17 protein-coding genes are annotated in these 16403 nt (G+C 66.8%); 5 read left to right on the plus strand and 12 right to left on the minus strand.

The features are described 5' to 3' along the window. Positions 1-56 precede the first annotated feature (56 nt). The 7 genes from H0B43_RS12780 to H0B43_RS12810 all read right to left on the minus strand — a co-directional run bounded on the left by H0B43_RS12780 (position 57) and on the right by H0B43_RS12810 (position 6387). On the minus strand, positions 57-1112 hold the full coding sequence (locus H0B43_RS12780) for a hydrogenase expression protein HypE (protein WP_185727552.1): 1056 nt from the start codon (positions 1110-1112) through the stop codon (positions 57-59). A 160-nt stretch (positions 1113-1272) separates the two neighbouring features. Continuing rightward, entirely contained in the window at positions 1273-2070 is a 798-nt protein-coding gene (hypB, locus tag H0B43_RS12785; RefSeq protein WP_185950064.1) for a hydrogenase nickel incorporation protein HypB, read from the minus strand. 5 nt (positions 2071-2075) lie between these two features. After that, entirely contained in the window at positions 2076-2405 is a 330-nt protein-coding gene (locus H0B43_RS12790) for a hydrogenase maturation nickel metallochaperone HypA (RefSeq protein WP_185727550.1), read from the minus strand. A gap of 90 nt (positions 2406-2495) precedes the next feature. Beyond that, on the minus strand, positions 2496-3644 hold the full coding sequence (locus tag H0B43_RS12795; protein WP_185727549.1) for an acetyl-CoA C-acetyltransferase: 1149 nt from the start codon (positions 3642-3644) through the stop codon (positions 2496-2498). Between the two features lie 13 nt (positions 3645-3657). Beyond that, positions 3658-4275 carry a TetR/AcrR family transcriptional regulator gene (locus tag H0B43_RS12800; RefSeq protein WP_185727548.1) on the minus strand — a complete coding sequence of 206 codons (618 nt, stop codon included), beginning with the start codon at positions 4273-4275 and terminating at the stop codon, positions 3658-3660. 91 nt (positions 4276-4366) lie between these two features. Beyond that, positions 4367-5170, minus strand: coding sequence for an SDR family oxidoreductase (locus tag H0B43_RS12805; RefSeq protein ID WP_185727547.1), 804 nt, complete (start codon positions 5168-5170; stop codon positions 4367-4369). Beyond that, the gene (locus tag H0B43_RS12810) at positions 5167-6387 is read right to left on the minus strand and encodes an acyl-CoA dehydrogenase family protein (protein WP_185727546.1); all 1221 of its coding nucleotides are present in this window, start codon (positions 6385-6387) and stop codon (positions 5167-5169) included. Before H0B43_RS12810 ends, H0B43_RS12805 begins: the two co-directional genes overlap by 4 nt. Before the next feature lie 48 nt (positions 6388-6435). On the opposite strand from H0B43_RS12810, the gene fadD3 reads away from it, so the two are divergent. Genes fadD3 through H0B43_RS12835 form a run of 5 tightly spaced genes read left to right on the plus strand, consistent with a single transcriptional unit; the run spans position 6436 to position 12018 of the window. Further along, complete coding sequence (fadD3, locus tag H0B43_RS12815; protein ID WP_185727545.1) at positions 6436-7977, plus strand: 3-[(3aS,4S,7aS)-7a-methyl-1,5-dioxo-octahydro-1H-inden-4-yl]propanoyl:CoA ligase; 1542 nt, start codon at positions 6436-6438, stop codon at positions 7975-7977. Beyond that, on the plus strand, positions 7974-8846 hold the full coding sequence (locus H0B43_RS12820) for an enoyl-CoA hydratase (RefSeq protein WP_185727544.1): 873 nt from the start codon (positions 7974-7976) through the stop codon (positions 8844-8846). The genes fadD3 and H0B43_RS12820 overlap by 4 nt, the downstream gene beginning before the upstream one ends. Next, positions 8847-10007 carry an acyl-CoA dehydrogenase family protein gene (locus tag H0B43_RS12825; RefSeq protein WP_185727543.1) on the plus strand — a complete coding sequence of 387 codons (1161 nt, stop codon included), beginning with the start codon at positions 8847-8849 and terminating at the stop codon, positions 10005-10007. Then, positions 10004-10972, plus strand: coding sequence for an acyl-CoA dehydrogenase family protein (locus H0B43_RS12830; RefSeq protein WP_185727542.1), 969 nt, complete (start codon positions 10004-10006; stop codon positions 10970-10972). Before H0B43_RS12825 ends, H0B43_RS12830 begins: the two co-directional genes overlap by 4 nt. Beyond that, positions 10969-12018, plus strand: a complete 1050-nt coding sequence (locus H0B43_RS12835; protein ID WP_185727541.1) for an acyl-CoA dehydrogenase family protein — start codon at positions 10969-10971, stop codon at positions 12016-12018. The genes H0B43_RS12830 and H0B43_RS12835 overlap by 4 nt, the downstream gene beginning before the upstream one ends. A 72-nt stretch (positions 12019-12090) precedes the next feature. On the opposite strand, the gene H0B43_RS12840 is transcribed toward H0B43_RS12835, so the two are convergent. From H0B43_RS12840 to H0B43_RS12860, 5 genes are all read right to left on the minus strand, one after another. Next, the gene (locus H0B43_RS12840; RefSeq protein ID WP_312033789.1) at positions 12091-12777 is read right to left on the minus strand and encodes a rhomboid-like protein; all 687 of its coding nucleotides are present in this window, start codon (positions 12775-12777) and stop codon (positions 12091-12093) included. A gap of 60 nt (positions 12778-12837) precedes the next feature. Next, positions 12838-13563 carry a GAF and ANTAR domain-containing protein gene (locus tag H0B43_RS12845; RefSeq protein ID WP_252189808.1) on the minus strand — a complete coding sequence of 242 codons (726 nt, stop codon included), beginning with the start codon at positions 13561-13563 and terminating at the stop codon, positions 12838-12840. A gap of 533 nt (positions 13564-14096) precedes the next feature. Further along, on the minus strand, positions 14097-14471 hold the full coding sequence (gene gvpJ / locus H0B43_RS12850; protein ID WP_185727539.1) for a gas vesicle protein GvpJ: 375 nt from the start codon (positions 14469-14471) through the stop codon (positions 14097-14099). A 173-nt stretch (positions 14472-14644) separates the two neighbouring features. Next, positions 14645-15586, minus strand: a complete 942-nt coding sequence (locus H0B43_RS12855; RefSeq protein WP_185727538.1) for a fumarylacetoacetate hydrolase family protein — start codon at positions 15584-15586, stop codon at positions 14645-14647. Beyond that, the gene (locus H0B43_RS12860) at positions 15583-16365 is read right to left on the minus strand and encodes a cyclase family protein (protein WP_185727537.1); all 783 of its coding nucleotides are present in this window, start codon (positions 16363-16365) and stop codon (positions 15583-15585) included. The genes H0B43_RS12855 and H0B43_RS12860 overlap by 4 nt, the downstream gene beginning before the upstream one ends. Positions 16366-16403 lie beyond the last annotated feature (38 nt).

Here is a 16403-nt window from a genome sequence, read left to right on the forward strand (position 1 = left end):
GCTCCACGGCTGAGGTTTCGAGGTCGGCGGACGCCCCGCCGGTACCTCGAGCGGGACTACCAGGTGCGTGTGGCGCCCGTGGTCAGTTTCGTACCGCGACTGCGCCAGTGCGGTTCCTGGTCCAAGGTGCGCTTGGTGATCTTGCGCAGACTCCGGATCGCGGATCCGTACAACCCGGATGCGGCGGTCGACAACCTGCCGCCGGGCGGCTCGTCCATGAACGGCATGAACTTGTCCGGGAAGCCCGGCATCGTGCATCCGATGCAGATACCACCCACATTCGGGCACCCACCGACACCGTTGATCCAGCCCCGCTTCGGGACGTTGCACTTCACGACGGGACCCCAGCACCCCAGCTTCACGATGCACTTGGGCGACCCGTACTCGGTGGCGAAATCACCCTGCTCGTAGTAACCGGCGCGGTCGCAGCCCTCGTGCACCGTGGCCCCGAACAGCCACTGCGGACGCAACGCATCGTCGAGCGGAATCATCGGCGCCTGATCGGTGGCCATGTACAGGAGATACGTCAGCGTCTCCGACAGATTGTCCGGCTGGATCGGGCACCCGGGAACGCAGACGATCGGGATGCCGGCCTTCGACTTCCAGTCCCAGCCGAGATAATCGGGAACACCCATCGCACCGGTCGGATTACCCGCCATCGCATGGATACCGCCGTACGTCGCGCACGTCCCCACCGCGACGACCGCCGTCGCCTTCGGAGCGAGACGATCGAGCCATTCGCTCGTCGTCACCGGTTGGCCCGTCTCGGGATTGTTGCCGAAACCGCACCAGTAGCCCTCGTCGTGAAGTTGCTCGTTGGGGATCGAGCCCTCCACCACCAGGACGAAGGGTTCGAGCTCACCGCGGTCCGCCTTCCAGAACCATTCCAGGAAGTCGTCGGCGCCGCCCTCTGGGCCATTTTCGAAGTCGATAAGCGGCCAGTGCACGGCCACTTTGGGCAGGCCCGGCAGGGCCCCCAGGGCAATCTCCTCGACACTGGGCTGCGTCGCCGCTGTCAAGGCCACCGAATCGCCGTCGCAACTGAGTCCCGCATTGATCCACAGCACGTGAATCAGGGTGTCCTCGGCGTTGATTGCTTCCTGTGTCGGCATATCAGGTCGCTTTCCGGAGTGAACACAACTCCTGTCGCCACCGGAGTCGACCGTCGGCCCACCTGTGTGGCGCTGATATTTATTTAGCTCCGCCGTCGAGCGGATGTCAACGGTCCCCGGCGCGTCGCACCGCACGTGGCGAGGAGGTCGTGTAGAGGTCTCACTGCGACGCAATCCAGTCGTACCACCGCTGCATGCCCTGGCCGGTCGTCGCCGACAGCGTGATCATCTGCAGGTCGGGGTTCACCGACCGGGCATATTTCGTGCACAGGTCGACGTCGAAGTCCACGTACGGCAACAGGTCCGCCTTGTTCACGATCACCAGGTTCGCCGCAGCGAACATGTGCGGATACTTGAGCGGCTTGTCCGTCCCCTCGGTCACCGAGATCACCACCACCCTGCTCTTCTCGCCGAGATCGAACAGTGCCGGACAGACGAGGTTGCCCACGTTCTCGATGAACAGCAACGAGTTCGGCTCGGGGTCGAGGGCGGTCAGTGCGTCGCGCATCATCTCCGCGTCGAGATGACACCCGGCCCCCGTGTTCACTTGCACCACAGCACAACCCGTCGCCTTGATGCGGTCGGCGTCGAGCATCGTCTCCTGATCGCCCTCGACCACCGAGACGGGCCGCTGCCCACCGATGTCGGCGATGGTCCGCTCGAGCAGCGTCGTCTTCCCCGACCCCGGCGAGCTCATCACATTCAGCGCGAGCACCCCGCGTCCGGCCAGCCAGCCGCGGTTGCGCTCGGCCGTGAGGTCGTTCTTCGCCAGCACCTTCTGCTCGAGCGTGATCGTCTCTATCGGGTGCTCGTGGGGGTGTTCGTGAGAGTGCAAGTGCTCGTGGTCGTGCGGGTGCTCGTGGTCGTGCGGGTGCTCGTGGTCGTGCGGGTGCTCGTGGTCGTGGGGCACCGTGATTCTGGTTCCGGTCTCGTCTCCGCATCCACAGGTGGCACACATATCCGTCAGCTCACTTCCATCGAGAGGATTCGCAATTCCCGGCCCGACGTGACCTCCACGTCCGCACTTCCGCACGGGCACAACAACACCAGGTCCGTGAGCACGAAGTCGTCACCGCATTCCCGGCAGTGTGCACCGCCCGGGGTGTGGTCGATGTCGAGGCGGGCGCCGTGCGCGACGGTCCCTTCGGTGACCAGTTCGAAACAGAACTGCATCGAATCAGCGACCACCGCCGTCAACGCGCCCACCTGCACGCGCACGCTGCGGACCGTCCGTCCCGCGGCGGTTTCGCAGACGGCGTCGACGACGCTCTGGGTGATTGCCAACTCGTGCATCACGGCCTCGTTCAGGACTCGGCACCTGTCGATTCGAGGGTAGCGCTTCGCGCCCGTGAGTACTTGTCAACCGCTGCGGTTGACAAGGACTCACAGCCGTTCGATGACGGTGGCATTGGCGGTGCCGCCGCCCTCGCAGATGGTCAGCAGACCGTAGCGACCGCCGGTGCGTTCGAGTTCGTTGAGGAGTGTGGCCAGCAACTTGGTGCCGGTGGCGCCGAGTGGATGGCCGAGGGCGATCGCGCCGCCGTTGACGTTGACCTTCGCCGGGTCGGCGCCGATCTCCTTGATCCACGCGAGGACGACGGGCGCGAAGGCCTCGTTGATCTCGATCAGGTCGATGTCGTCGATGCTCAGACCCGACTTGTCGAGCGCGTAGCGGGTGGCCGGGATCGGGGCGCTGAGCATGAAGATCGGGTCGGCGCCGCGGGCGCTGAGGTGGTGGATGCGGGCGCGGGGCGTCAGGCCGTACCGCTCGACCGCGTCCGGCGAGGCCAGCAGGACCGCGCTCGCACCGTCGGAGATCTGACTCGCCACCGCCGCCGTCAGACGTCCACCGTCGGTGAGGGTCTTCAGCGCCGCCATCTTCTCGAGGCTGGTCTCGCGGGGACCCTCGTCCGTCGTCACGTCACCGAACGGAACGATTTCGCGGTCGAAGCGCCCCTCGGCCATGGCCGTCCGGGCCCGCTCGTGGCTCTGCAACGCCCAGCGTTCGAGTTCCTCGCGGCTGATGTCCCACTTGTCCGCGATCAGTTCGGCGCCGTTGAACTGCGACACCTCCTGGTCGCCGTAGCGTTCCGTCCAGCCCGTCGACCCGCCGAACGGGGTGTCGAATCCGTACTGCTGTCCGACGACCATCGCCGACGCGATCGGGATCTGACTCATGTTTTGTACGCCGCCTGCGACGATCAGGTCGGCGGTGCCGCTCAGGATCGCCTGCGCCCCGAAGTGCACGGCCTGCTGGCTGGACCCGCACTGCCGGTCGACGGTGACACCGGGAACCTCTTCCGGGTAGCCGGCGGCGAGCCACGCGGTGCGGGCGATGTTGCCGGCCTGCCCGCCGATCGCGTCGACGCAACCGAAGACGACGTCGTCGACACCCGCCGGGTCGATGCCCGTGCGCTCGACGAGGGCCTTGATGACGTGCGCACCCAGATCAGCGGGGTGGACGCCGGACAGGCCACCGTTCTTCTTGCCGATCGGCGTGCGAACGGCGTCGACGATGTAGGCCTCGGTCATGTGAAACTCCTAGTCAATTGTGGGGACTCGCAAGTCCGTCCAGGACGATCGAGAGGTATTGCTTGGCGACGGTGTCGACCGTGACCGAGCCGCCGGGCCGGTACCAGCGGACGGCCACCCAGGCGGTGTCGCGGAGGAACCGGAAGGCGAGCTCGACGTCGATGTCGGCCCGGAAGCTGCCGTCCTTCACACCCGCCTCGAGCACACCCATCCACAGCCCGCGGAACTCCGTGTTCAATTCGGACAAATATTCGAAACGCTCGTTGGCGACGAGATGCTTCACCTCGTCCTGATAGATCGCGACTGCCGAATGCGACGCGTCGATCGCCTCGTACGACGTGGTGACCAGCGCTTCGAGCGCCGCGCGGCTGTCGAGTCCGGACGCGACGATCTCGCGGTACTTGCCGAACAGGTCGTCGAGGAAGCCCCGTAGGATCTCGTCGACCATCGATTCCTTGGAATCGAAGTGGTGGTACAGGCTGCCCGACAGGATGCCCGCGGCGTCGGCGATGTCCCGCACGGTGGTGGCCCGCAGGCCGCGTTCGGCGAACAGGGTGGCCGCGATGTCGAGGAGTTCGGCCCTGCGTCCGGATTTGCTGGCCGAATCGTCGGCGCCCTGGGGTGGAGTCATCGTGCCATCCTATCAACCAAGCGCTTGTTAGGGCCTTCGGCCCTGTGCGCCTTTCTGGTTATTCCAGCTACCAAAAAGGCGCACAGGACGGCTACGCCCTCTGCGACGAGATCGACACGACCTCGCCGGTGAGGTAAGTGGTGTAGTCGCTGGCGAGCATGGCGATGGTGGCGGCGATTTCCCACACCTCCGCGGCCCGGCCGAACGCCTCGTCGGACGCCAGCTTGTCGAGCAGTTCCTCGCTGGTCACCTTCGCCAGGAACGCGTGCCGCGCGATGGACGGCGCGACGGCGTTGATCCGGACCCCGTACTCCGCGGCCTCGATCGCGCTGCACCGGGTCAGCGCCATGACGCCGGCCTTCGCCGCCGCGTAGTGTGCCTGCGAGTGCTGTGCCCGCCACCCGAGGACGGACGCGTTGTTGACCAGCACACCGTTGTGCTCCACTCCCTTGAAGTAGCGCAGCGCGGCGCGGGTGGCCCGGAACGTTCCGTTCAGCGTGATGTCGAGGACGCGGTCCCACTCCTCGTCCGTCATGTCGACGAGCGGCGTCTCGCCGCCGAGTCCGGCATTGTTGACCAGGACGTCGATCCGGCCCAGCGCGTCGGCAGCCCCGGCGATCAGGGCGTCCACCTGCTCCGTGCTGGACACGTCGCACGTCAGCGCCGCGACCGCCTGCCCGGGGAACTCGGCGGCCAGCTTGTCCCTGGTCTCGAGCAGACGCCGCTCGTGCCAGTCCGACACCAGGACGTCGGCGCCCTCGAGCAGGGCGCGACGTGCGGACGCGAATCCGATGCCGGTGCCGGCGGCCGCGGTGACGACGACCTTCTTTCCTTTCAGCAGATCGTGTCCCGGCGTCTCGACGGGCGCGGTGGCGAGTGGTGAAGTGTCGGTCACGGTCGTGCCTCTCGGGGAAGTCCGAGCACGCGCTCGGAGATGATGTTTCGCTGGATCTCGTTGGATCCGCCGTAGATGGTGTCGGCGCGGGTGAAGAGGAACAGCCGCTGCCATTCGCCGAGTTCGAGGTGTTCGGAATCGGTGATGTCGGACGAGGGTCCGGCCGGGGCGAGCAGCGATGCCGCACCCTGCACCTCCATCGCCAGCTGCCCGAGGTCGCGGTGCCAGTTGGCCCACAGCAGTTTCGCGACGGACGCCTCCGCCCCGGACGTTCCGGCGTCGACCGCCTCGAGGGTGCGCAGCGCGTGCGCGCGCATCACCCGCAGGCCGACCCAGGCGCGGGCGATCTTCTCGCGAATGTTCGGGTCGGATGCGGCGCCGGTGGCTTTCGCGAGGTCGACGACACCCTGCAGTTCGCGGGCGAACCCGATCTGCTGCCCGAGTGTGGAGACGCCGCGCTCGAAAGTGAGCAGGCCCATCGCGACCCGCCAGCCGTCGCCGGGTTCCCCGACCACCAGATCGGCGTCGGTGACGGCGTCGTCGAAGAACACCTCGTTGAACTCGGACGTGCCGGTGAGTTGCTGGATGGGCCGGACCGTGACGCCGGGCTGGTCGAGGGGGACGAGCAGGAAGCTCAGGCCCTGGTGCCGCTTCGACCCCGGTTCGGTGCGGCACAGTACGAACGCCCACTGGGCGACGTGCGCGAGGGACGTCCAGACCTTCTGCCCGTTGATCACCCATTTGTCGCCGTCGCGGCGGGCGGTGGTCGCGACGTTGGCAAGGTCGGAACCGGCGCCCGGCTCCGAGTAGCCCTGCGCCCACAGTTCCGTCACGGTGTTGATTCCGGGCAGGAAGCGGCGCTTCTGTTCCTCGGTGCCGAACGCGATGAGCGTCGGGCCGAGCAGTTCCTCACCGACGTGACTGACTCGCGCCGGGGCGCCCGCCCTGGCGTATTCCTGATGGAACACGACCTGCTGCGCGAGGGTGGCGCCGCGTCCGCCGTATTCCTTCGGCCAGCCGAGGCACGTCCATCCCGCGGCGGCGAGGTGCCGGTCCCAGGCGAGCCGTTCGTCGAAGAACTCGTGCTCGCTGCCGGGGCCGCCCCTGCCTTTCAGCCGGGCGAAGTCGCCGGTCAGGTTGTCGTTCAGCCACGTCCTGACGGCCTGCGCGAAGTCGTCGTCGGTGATCAGCCCGTCCGGGCTCTCGCTCTGGTCCACGTCTGTAAGATAACCTACCAAGCACTTGCTAGGTAGGTAGGGAGCCCAGTGACCGAACAACCGACAACCACCCCGTCCGCCCTGAAACGGGCCGCACATGAATTCGGCGAGCTCACAGCCGTGGCGGACGGCGACGTCCGTCTGACCTTCACACAACTGCACGACCGTGTCCGCGATTTCGCCGCCGCGCTCTGTTCCCAGGGCGTGCAGCCGGGAGCGCATGTCGCCGTGTGGTCGCCCAATACGTACCACTGGGTTGTCGCCGCGCTCGGCATTCACTACGCCGGTGCGACGCTGGTACCGATCAACACGCGGTACACGCCGACCGAGGCGGTCGACCTCCTCGACCGCACCAAGGCCACCGCGCTAATGGTCGCGGGCAAGTTCCTCGGCGCCGACCGCTACGCGGCACTGCGGGACGCGTCGAGCACTCTCGACGTGCCGACCGTCGTGCGCGTTCCCGTCGACGGCGGCGACGCCCCGACACCCGGCGTGTACGACTTCGACGACTTCCTCGCCCTCGCCGACGAGGACACCCGGGCCGAGGCGGACGCCCGCGCCGAGGCCGTCTCCCCCGACGACGTCTCGGACGTCATGTTCACGTCGGGCACCACGGGACGCAGCAAGGGTGTGATGTCGGCGCACCGGCAGACGGTCGGTATCGCCCGGGCGTGGGGTGAGTGCGCGGAGGTGACCGCCGACGACAACTACCTCATCATCAATCCCTTCTTCCACACGTTCGGATACAAGGCCGGGTTCCTCGTCTGCCTCCTGAACGGCGCGACCGTGGTGCCGATGGCGGTGTTCGACGTGCCGAAGGTGATGGCGACGGTGCACGACGAGCAGATCACCGTGCTCCCCGGCGCCCCCACGATCTTCCAGTCGATCCTCGACCACCCGGACCGTCCGCAGTACGACCTGTCCAGCCTGCGGGTCGCGGTCACGGGCGCGGCAGCCGTCCCGGTGGCGCTCGTCGAACGGATGCAGTCGGAACTGAGTTTCGACGCCGTCCTCACCGCCTACGGGCAGACCGAGGCGGTGGTGGTCACCATGTGCCGCACCGACGACGACCCGGTGACCGTCTCCACGACATCCGGTCGCGCGATCCCCGGCATGGAGATCCGCATCGGCGATCAGGGCGAGATCCTCGTCCGCGGCGAGAACGTGATGCTCGGCTACCTCGACGATCCGGAGGCCACCGCCAAGACCGTCGACGCCGACGGCTGGCTGCACACCGGCGACGTCGGCACCCTCGACGACCGCGGCTACGTCGACATCACCGACCGCCTCAAGGACATGTACATCTCCGGCGGATTCAACGTGTATCCCGCTGAGGTGGAGAACGCACTTGCCCGACTCGACGGCGTCGCCGAGTCTGCAGTCATCGGTGTTCCCGACGCGCGGATGGGTGAGGTCGGGTGCGCGTACATCGTGGCCAAGGCCGAAATCACCGAGGACACGGTGATCGCGTACTGCAAGGAGCACCTCGCCAACTTCAAGGTGCCCCGATCGGTGCGCTTCGTCGACTCCCTCCCCCGGAACCCCTCCGGGAAGGTCATGAAAAACGTTCTGCGTGAGGAGAAGAAATGACGGTTCCGGACGAGGGTGACGTGGTCACCTACGACGTGCGCGACGGCGTGGCATTCGTGACGCTCAACCGCCCCGATTACCGCAACGCCCAGAACTCGGTGATGACGTATGCCCTCGACGCCGCGTTCGAGCGTGCCGTCGAGGACGACGACGTGAAGGTGATCGTCCTCGCGGGCAACGGCAAGCACTTCAGCGCCGGGCACGACATCGGCACCCCCGGCCGGGACCACCACGTCCACTACGACAACAAGGCCGTCATGTGGTGGGACCACGTCGACAAGCCCGGCGGCGACCAGCGGTACGCGCGCGAGATGGAGGTCTATCTCGGGATGTGCCGGCGGTGGCGGGAGATCCCGAAGCCGACCATCGCGATGGTCCAGGGCGCCTGTATCGCCGGTGGACTCATGCTGGCGTGGGTCTGCGACCTCATCGTCGCATCGGACGACGCCTTCTTCTCCGATCCAGTCGTACGTATGGGCATCCCGGGTGTCGAGTATTTCGCTCACCCGTGGATGCTCGGACCGCGGTTCGCGAAGGAAATCCTGTACACCGGCGACCGTTTCACGGCTCAGCGCGCCTACGAGGTGGGCATGGTCAACCGCGTCGTGCCCCGCGAGGACCTGGAGAAGGAGACCCTCGCCATCGCCGGCCGGATCTCCGCCATGCCCCGGTTCGGTCTCGCCCTCACCAAGAAGGCCGTCAACCAGTGTGAGGACCAGATGGGAATGCGGAACGGCATGGACTCCGTCTTCGGCCTACACCACTTCGCGCACGCCCACAACGCCGAGATCGACACCGATCCGCTCGGCGGCATGGATGCCAAGTCGATGGCGGCGAGCGCCCGCAACTCGGAGAACGGGGCCAAGTAAGTGGATCTGGAGTACGACGACGCCACCCTCGCGTTCCGCGACGAGGTCCGCGCGTTCCTCACGGACAACGTCCCCGCCGAACCGCTGCCGTCGATGGACACGGCCGCAGGGTTCGAGGCGCACCGCGCGTGGGAGCGCACCCTCGCGGACGCCCGGCTGTCGGTCGTGTCGTGGCCGGAGGAACTCGGCGGACGGGACGCGTCCCTGTTGCAGTGGGTGGTGTTCGAGGAGGAGTACTACCGTTCCGGGGCGCCCGGACGCGTCAGCCAGAACGGCATCTTCCTGCTCGCCCCGACCCTGTTCGAGCACGCGAACCCCGGGCAACTCGCTCGCATCATGCCGCGGATGGCCCGCGCCGACGACATCTGGGCGCAGGCCTGGTCGGAGCCCGAGTCGGGCAGCGACCTCGCGTCCCTCCGCTCCACCGCCCGGCGCGTCGACGGCGGCTGGGTGCTGAACGGCCAGAAGACGTGGAGTTCGCGGGCGAGCTTCGCGGACTGGGGATTCGGGCTGTTCCGGTCCGACCCGGACGCGCAGCGGCACAGGGGCATCACGTACTTCATGTTCGACCTGCGGTCGGAGGGCGTCACCGTGCGGCCGATCGATCAGCTGGACGGCGAACCCGGTTTCGCGGAAATCTTCCTGGAGGACGTGTTCGTCCCGGACGACCCCGCGAACCCCGGTGCGTCGGGGGTGATCGGCGGCGTCAACGAGGGCTGGCGGGTCGCGATGAGCACGGCGTCCAACGAACGCGGGCTGTCGCTGCGTAGTCCGGGCCGGTTCCTCGCGACGGTGGACCGGCTAGTCGACCTGTTCCGGGCGAGTGAACGCACCGACGACACCGCCCTGCGGAAGCGCGTCGCCGACGCCTGGATCGGGGCCCGCGCCTACCAGCTGAACACGTTCGGCACCGTCACCCGGCTCGCCGACGGTGGGCAGTTGGGCGCCGAGTCGTCGATCAACAAGGTGTTCTGGTCGGAGTGGGACATCGCCACCCACGAGACCGCCCTCGAACTGCAGGGCGCCTCCGCGGAACTCGCGGACGACTGGATGGACGGCTACCTGTTCTCCCTGTCCGGTCCGATCTATGCCGGTACCAACGAGATTCAGAAGAACGTGATCGCCGAGCGGCTGCTCGGCCTACCGAAGGCGGATCGATGAGATTCACACTCGACTCCTCCCACCAGGACTTCGCGTCCAGCATCGATGCGCTGCTGTCGAAGGCCGACATGCCGTCGGTGATCCGGTCGTGGAACACCGGGGACACGGGCCCGGGCCTGAAGGTGTGGCAGCGCCTGGCCGAGACCGGCATCAACGGACTGCTCATCGCGGACCAACACGACGGCCTCGGTGCCGACGCCGTCGACCTCGTCGTGGCCGTCGAACAACTCGGACGTCACGCGGTGCCCGGTCCGGTGGCCGAGACCGTCGCCGTCGTACCGGCGCTCCTCGCGCAGTTTTCCCCGGACCGACTGTCCTCGTTGGCATCCGGATCGCTCGCCACCGTTGCCGCCGCCCCGCATGTGCCGTTCGCCGTCGACGCCGACTCGGCCGATCTGGTCCTCCTCGTCGACGGGTCGACCGTGAGCGTCGGTAGGCCCGGGGCGGTGAATAAGTCGGTAGACCAGTCGCGCCGGTTGTTCCCACTGACCGCCGGCGACGCACTCGGTGACGCCGACTTCGGGCCCGCGTTCGACCTCGGCGCCCTCGCCACCGCGGCCCAGTTGCAGGGCCTCGGACAGACGCTGCTCGACGTCACCACCGACTATGCCAAGCAGCGCAAGCAGTTCGGCAAGGTGATCGGACAGTTCCAGGCGATCAAGCATCACCTCGCGGAAGTGGCGGTCGGGCTGGAGATGTCGAGGCCGCTGCTGCACGGCGCGGCGCTGTCCGTGCGGGACGGGTCGGCCGACAGTTCCCGGGACGTGTCGGCGGCCAAGGTTGCCTGCGGTGACGCGGCGTACCGGGCGGCGCGGGTGGCTCTCCAGGTGCACGGCGCCATCGGATACACGCAGGAGCACGACCTGTCGCTGTGGCTCCCGAAGGTCCGGGCCCTGGTCACGGCCTGGGGCACGCCGGCGTTCCACCGCTGCCGCGTCGTCGATTCGCTCGTGGAGGCGTCATGAGTTTCGACAACGACGAGCGAGCCGCACTCCGCGAATCGGTCCGCGACCTGCTGGGCAAGCACTCCGACTCCGCCGCGGTCCGCCGGGCGATCACCACCGAGCACGGATACGACGACGCCCTGTGGACCACGTTGTGCGAGCAGATCGGCGTCGCCGCGCTCGCGATCCCGGAGAAGTACGACGGGGTCGGGGCGTCGCTGCTGGAAGTCCACGTGGTGCAGGAGGAGCTGGGCCGCACGCTGGCACCGTCGCCGATGCTGGGCAGCGCCGTGCTGGCCGCGCAGGCGCTGGTGCTGTCGGGGGACGACGACGCGTGCGCCCGGTTGCTGCCCGGCATCGCGGCGGGCTCGGTGGCGGCACTGTGCTGGGCCGGCGCGGACGGGTGGAGCAGCTTCGGCGTCACGGCGTCGGGCGAGGCGCTGTCGGGGACGGCGTCGTACGTGCTCGGCGGCGACGTCGCGGACGTGCTGCTCGTCCTCACGTCCGACGGCCTGTTCGAGGTGGATCCGTCGTCCGAGGGTGTGAGCCGTTCCCGCGTTGCGGCGATGGACCCGACGCGGTCGCTGTCGGAGGTCACGTTCGACGGCGTCGCGGCCCGTCGGCTGGTCTCCCCCACCGACCTCGTCGAGCAGTTGCGCACGATCGCGCTGGTCGCGCTGTCGGCGGAACAGGTGGGTGCGGCGTCCGCGGCGCTGGAACAGACGGTCGAGTATGCCAAGTCGCGCAAGCAGTTCGGACGCGCCATCGGGTCGTTCCAGGCGCTGAAGCATCGCATGGCCGACATGTACGCCCTCGTCGAAACGGCCCGGTCGATGTCCTACGCCGCGGCGCTGTCGGGAACGCACGAGGACGCCGTCATCGCGAAGGTGTACTGCTCCGAGGCACTGCAGCACGTCGCGGCCGAGGCCATCCAGTTGCACGGCGGCATCGCCATCACCTGGGAACACGACGCGCAGCTGTACTTCAAACGCGCCCACGGCAGTGCCCAGCTCTTCGGGCAGCCGCGGGAGTTCCTTCCTCAGCTGGCGACGGCCGCCGGGCTGTAGGCGCTTCGCGCCCGTGCGCCTTTCTGGTTGCTCCAGCTACCAAAAAGGCTCACGGGCGCGGAGCGCCTCGTTTCAGGCTGTCGCTGTGGTTCGGCGCATACGACGGACGGCGGCGACCGGCGACCACACCCCCTTCCGGGAACGGGTAATCGGGTAGCAGCACAGGCCGAGCAGTACGGCAGTGAAGTGTCCGACCGCGGTGAAGTTCAGGTGCACGAACAACGGAACCAGGTAGAACACCAAAACTGCGGCAAGATACGGATAGCGCCACGGCGGTGCGATTCGGTAGGTGAGTACCGCGACGACTCCGGCCAGGCCGTAACTGACCCCGACGTCGAGGGTGTCGACCGCGGAGACCGGCGCGTGACCGTGGCGGATCGCCCAGTACAGGGCGCCCTCGCTGAGGTAGGTGGCGCCGACGTGCGCGATCGCCACGACGGTCACCCATCGCAGAGTGCCCAGCCATCGCTCGGCCGGGACGTGGAAAACATTGAAGAGAAAAAAGTAGGTGACCCAACCGCCGCCGGCGAGCCAGAAGGCACTCGCGATCAGCACCCTGACCGGGTCCTCCGCGAGATGGTGCAGGTTCGTCGACCGGTCACCGAGCACGACCTGAAGTTGCTCCGCCGAGAGATACCGCGACACCACAGTTGTCGCCAGGAGCACCGCGAGCCACACGAACGTGCCGGGCGCCCGCCGAACGTACGTCCACGCCGCTCGCACCCAATTCCGAAAGCGATACGCCGTGACTGCTTTCACCGATGCCATTGTGCGCCGCGAGACGGTCGGCATCAACGGCCCCGCAGGTCCGCGCCCATGTCAATCCGGGAGCCCGCGCTCGACCAACGTCCGGGCGACCTCGCTGAGCGGTTCGTTGACGTGCTGGGAATGTTCCGTGAGAATCGCGAACGCCTGCGCGGCATCGATCGAATACCGCTGCATCAGCATGCCTTTGGCCTGTCCGATGATGTCGCGAGAGGCGAGGGCGTTGCGAAACTGTTCCTCGCGTTCGGACGCGATGAGCGCGATCGCGGCATGCGTCGACAGGGTGCTGCCGATGCTGAGCGAGGTGTCACCGAATGCGTTCGGGCGGCTCGAGTGCAGGTTCAACGCACCCAGCCTGTCTTCGGTGGTGTAGAGCTGGAACGCCAGCATCGACTGCACGCCGATCCGCGACGCTTCCGGCGCGAAGCCCGGCCATCGCTGCTCCGTCCGCATGTCGGTGACGAGCACGGTCTCGTGCTCCCAGATCGCCTGCACACACGGGCCCTCCCCGAGCCGGTGTTGCAACTCGTCGATCTTCCTCTGCACATCCGACGTCGCCGCCCGGGGTTCGAGGGCCCTGCCACGGGCGATCAGGGTGATCCCGGCGTCCTCGGTGCCGGGAACGACGTCTCGAGCGGACTTGGCGATCACCTCCAGGCATCCTTGGAGGCTGCCGTGTTCGGCCCGCATGTCCCGCGCGATTTGTTCGAGTTCGATCCGCAACCGGCGTTCGAAGCTGCCACCAGGGGTGGGTTCTCGATCTTCGGTATCCAAGCGCATGCCAATACTTTTCTTTTCATTCGAGAGTCGTCACGCCGGTCGATTCCGTCCGACTCCACAAATCGATACAGAGGGCGTTCCGTGCGAAATGCAGAACCCGAATTCTCCATCGGAGAATTGCCATCGGCATTTTCCGACGGTGTTGATGCGGTGCCGTTCGTGCGCCGATCACAGCGGTGGCTCGGCTCCCACCTGGTGAGCCGAGCCACCATCTACCCCAGGTCCGGGCGCGATCAGCCGATGCCACCGCCGAGGTTGAACGTGACACTCAGCCACTTCAGGAACGCGTCGAGCGCTACATTGAAGTCGATTCCTGCAGAACCCATGAGAATTCCACTCCTTCTGTTGTCGGGCAACCACGGGATTGTTTCCGCCCGCTTATCCCGTACATCGCAGCGACCGTGGTGGCGCGTTTCGCAAATTCACATAATTCTCACATGGTGAAATTGAACAACCGACCATCTCGATATGAAATGAGACGCCATTCTCGCATTATGACCTGCGGTGACAAGTGAATATGGAATCGCCCGTCGTCACTTCCGCCTCCGAGCGGAGCGCCGTGCAGGCTCGCGCTCGTCGTCCGACCCACCGAGCAGCTCACCGAGGGTCTCGCCCACCGCTTCGAGTGCGCCCTTCGTCTTCGATTTCGTGCTTCCGCTGCCCTTCACGTCGGACACCAGGTCTGTCAGACCCTTGGGTTCGCTTCCGATCGCGAGGCGATTGGCGGCCTCGGCGAAGCGCAGATAGGTGTCGACACTCGCGACCACGATGCGGGCGTCGACGGTCAGCAGTTCGATTCCGACCAGCGACACCCGCACGTAGGCGTCGATCACCAGACCCTTGTCGAGGATCGTGTCGATGACATCGGCGAGACTGCTCGAACTCGGACCCCCTCCGGCTGTTGTCATCACTCGCACTCCTTCGCTCCGGCTCCCGACCATCGCCGTACCCGAACAGGACTACCCGGAACCGAGTGAAATCAAGCGGCCAAAAATCGGATATGACTGAGCAATTCGACAAAGGACTGTTCGCGGAAAAGTTCGAACCGGTCTCGATCCCCGATACGGTGCCCTCTGTCGCGCTACCCGGAACGGAGGGTCGCCCCTCGGGTCGCCGCGGGGATGGGGTGCAGGGGCGGCCCGGCGACGACGGTGTTGTGAATGGTGCCGATTCCGTCCACGGCCATGGTGACGGTGTCACCGATCCGGAGGGGTGGCGGTTGTCGCTCGCCGCGCCATCCCCACAGTTCGGCGAGACAGCCGCCGCCGCAGGTTCCGGAGCCGAGCACGTCGCCGGGCCGCACCCATGTGCCGCGGCTGGCGTAGGAGATCAATTCGGCGAAGGTCCAGGCCATGTTCGCCAGGGTGTCGCCGCCGATGCGGGTGTCGTTGACGAAGACTTCCATGCCGAGATCGAAACGGCCATCGACCTCGTAGCCGGCGAGTTCGTCCACGGTGACCATCACCGGCCCGAGGGTGGTGGCGGTGTCCTTGCCCTTCGCGGGTCCGAGGCCTACCCGCATCTCGCGACCCTGCACGTCGCGAGCAGACCAGTCGTTGAGAATGGTGAACCCGGCGACATGATCGAACGCCTCCTCGACGGCCAGGTTGTAGCCGGCGCGGCCGATCACGACCGCGACTTCCAGTTCGAAGTCGAACATTTCGCAACCCGGCGGCATCGGAACCGTCGCGCCTGAGCCGATCGCGGCGTGAGGGTTGGTGAAGTAGAAGGCGGGTGCGGCATACCAGTCCTCCGGTATCTCACCGGCGCCGGTGACCGAACGCAGCGAGCCGAGGGTGTGTTGCTCGAAGGTGATGAAGTCCCGGAGGCTGGCGACCGGGACCGGCACTGCCAGTTCCGCGGCTGGGTCCCACGGCAGGCGGCGACCGGTCAGCGCTCCACTCGGGTGGCCGGCCGCGAGCACGGCGAAGACGTCGGCAGACTCCGTCAGTAGGTCGAGGTGGTCGTCGACGACGACACCGTAGCGCTGGACGCCGTCCACGAACAGTGAACCGATTCTCATTGCTGCTCCTCGTCGAAGATCGCGACCGCGCGGGTCCACCCGGCAGACGCTTGATGGATCTTCACGGGGAAGCACGCCACCTGGAATCCCGAGGATGGGATCGAGTCGAGATTGCCGAGTTTCTCGATGTGGCAGTAGCCGATCTCCCGTCCGGCGCGGTGGCCTTCCCAGATGATGCCGGCGTCATGGTTCTCGGCGTATCGCTCGGCGGTGTAGACGAACGGCGCATCCCAACTCCAGGCATCGGTGCCGGTCACCCGCACACCTTGACGCAAGAGGTGCAGTGTCGCCTCTCGTCCCATGCCGCAGCCGCTGTTCACGTAGTCGTCGTGGCCGTAGCGGTCTCCCGCACGGGTGTTGACGACGACGATGTCCAACGGCGCGAGGGTGAATCCGATCCGGTCCAGTTCGCGGTCGATGTCGTCGGCGGTGACGACGTAGCCGTCGTCGAAGTGGCGGAAATCGAGTTTGACGCCGCGTCCGAAGCACCAGTCGAGTGGGACCTCGTCGATGGTGGCGGCCCGCTGCCCGCCGTTCATGGTGGACGCGTAGTGATAAGGGGCGTCGAGGTGAGTGCCGTTGTGGGTGGACAGGCGCACGCGCTCGATGGCCCACCCTTCACCCTCGGGCAGGTCGTCGACAACGGCTCCGGGAAAGAACTGCAGCAGATCGCCTCGGGTGTGCTCGTGGTCCAGGTAGTCGATCTCGGGCAGGTGACCGGGTGGATCGGAAGGAATTCCTGCCTGCAATGACACGGACAGGTCGACTATTCGTCGCATGATGTGGATGTCCTCAACTGTTCGGGGATGGATTCGGT

The sequence above is a fragment of the Rhodococcus sp. 4CII genome (assembly GCF_014256275.1).
GTDB lineage: Bacteria > Actinomycetota > Actinomycetes > Mycobacteriales > Mycobacteriaceae > Rhodococcus_F > Rhodococcus_F wratislaviensis_A.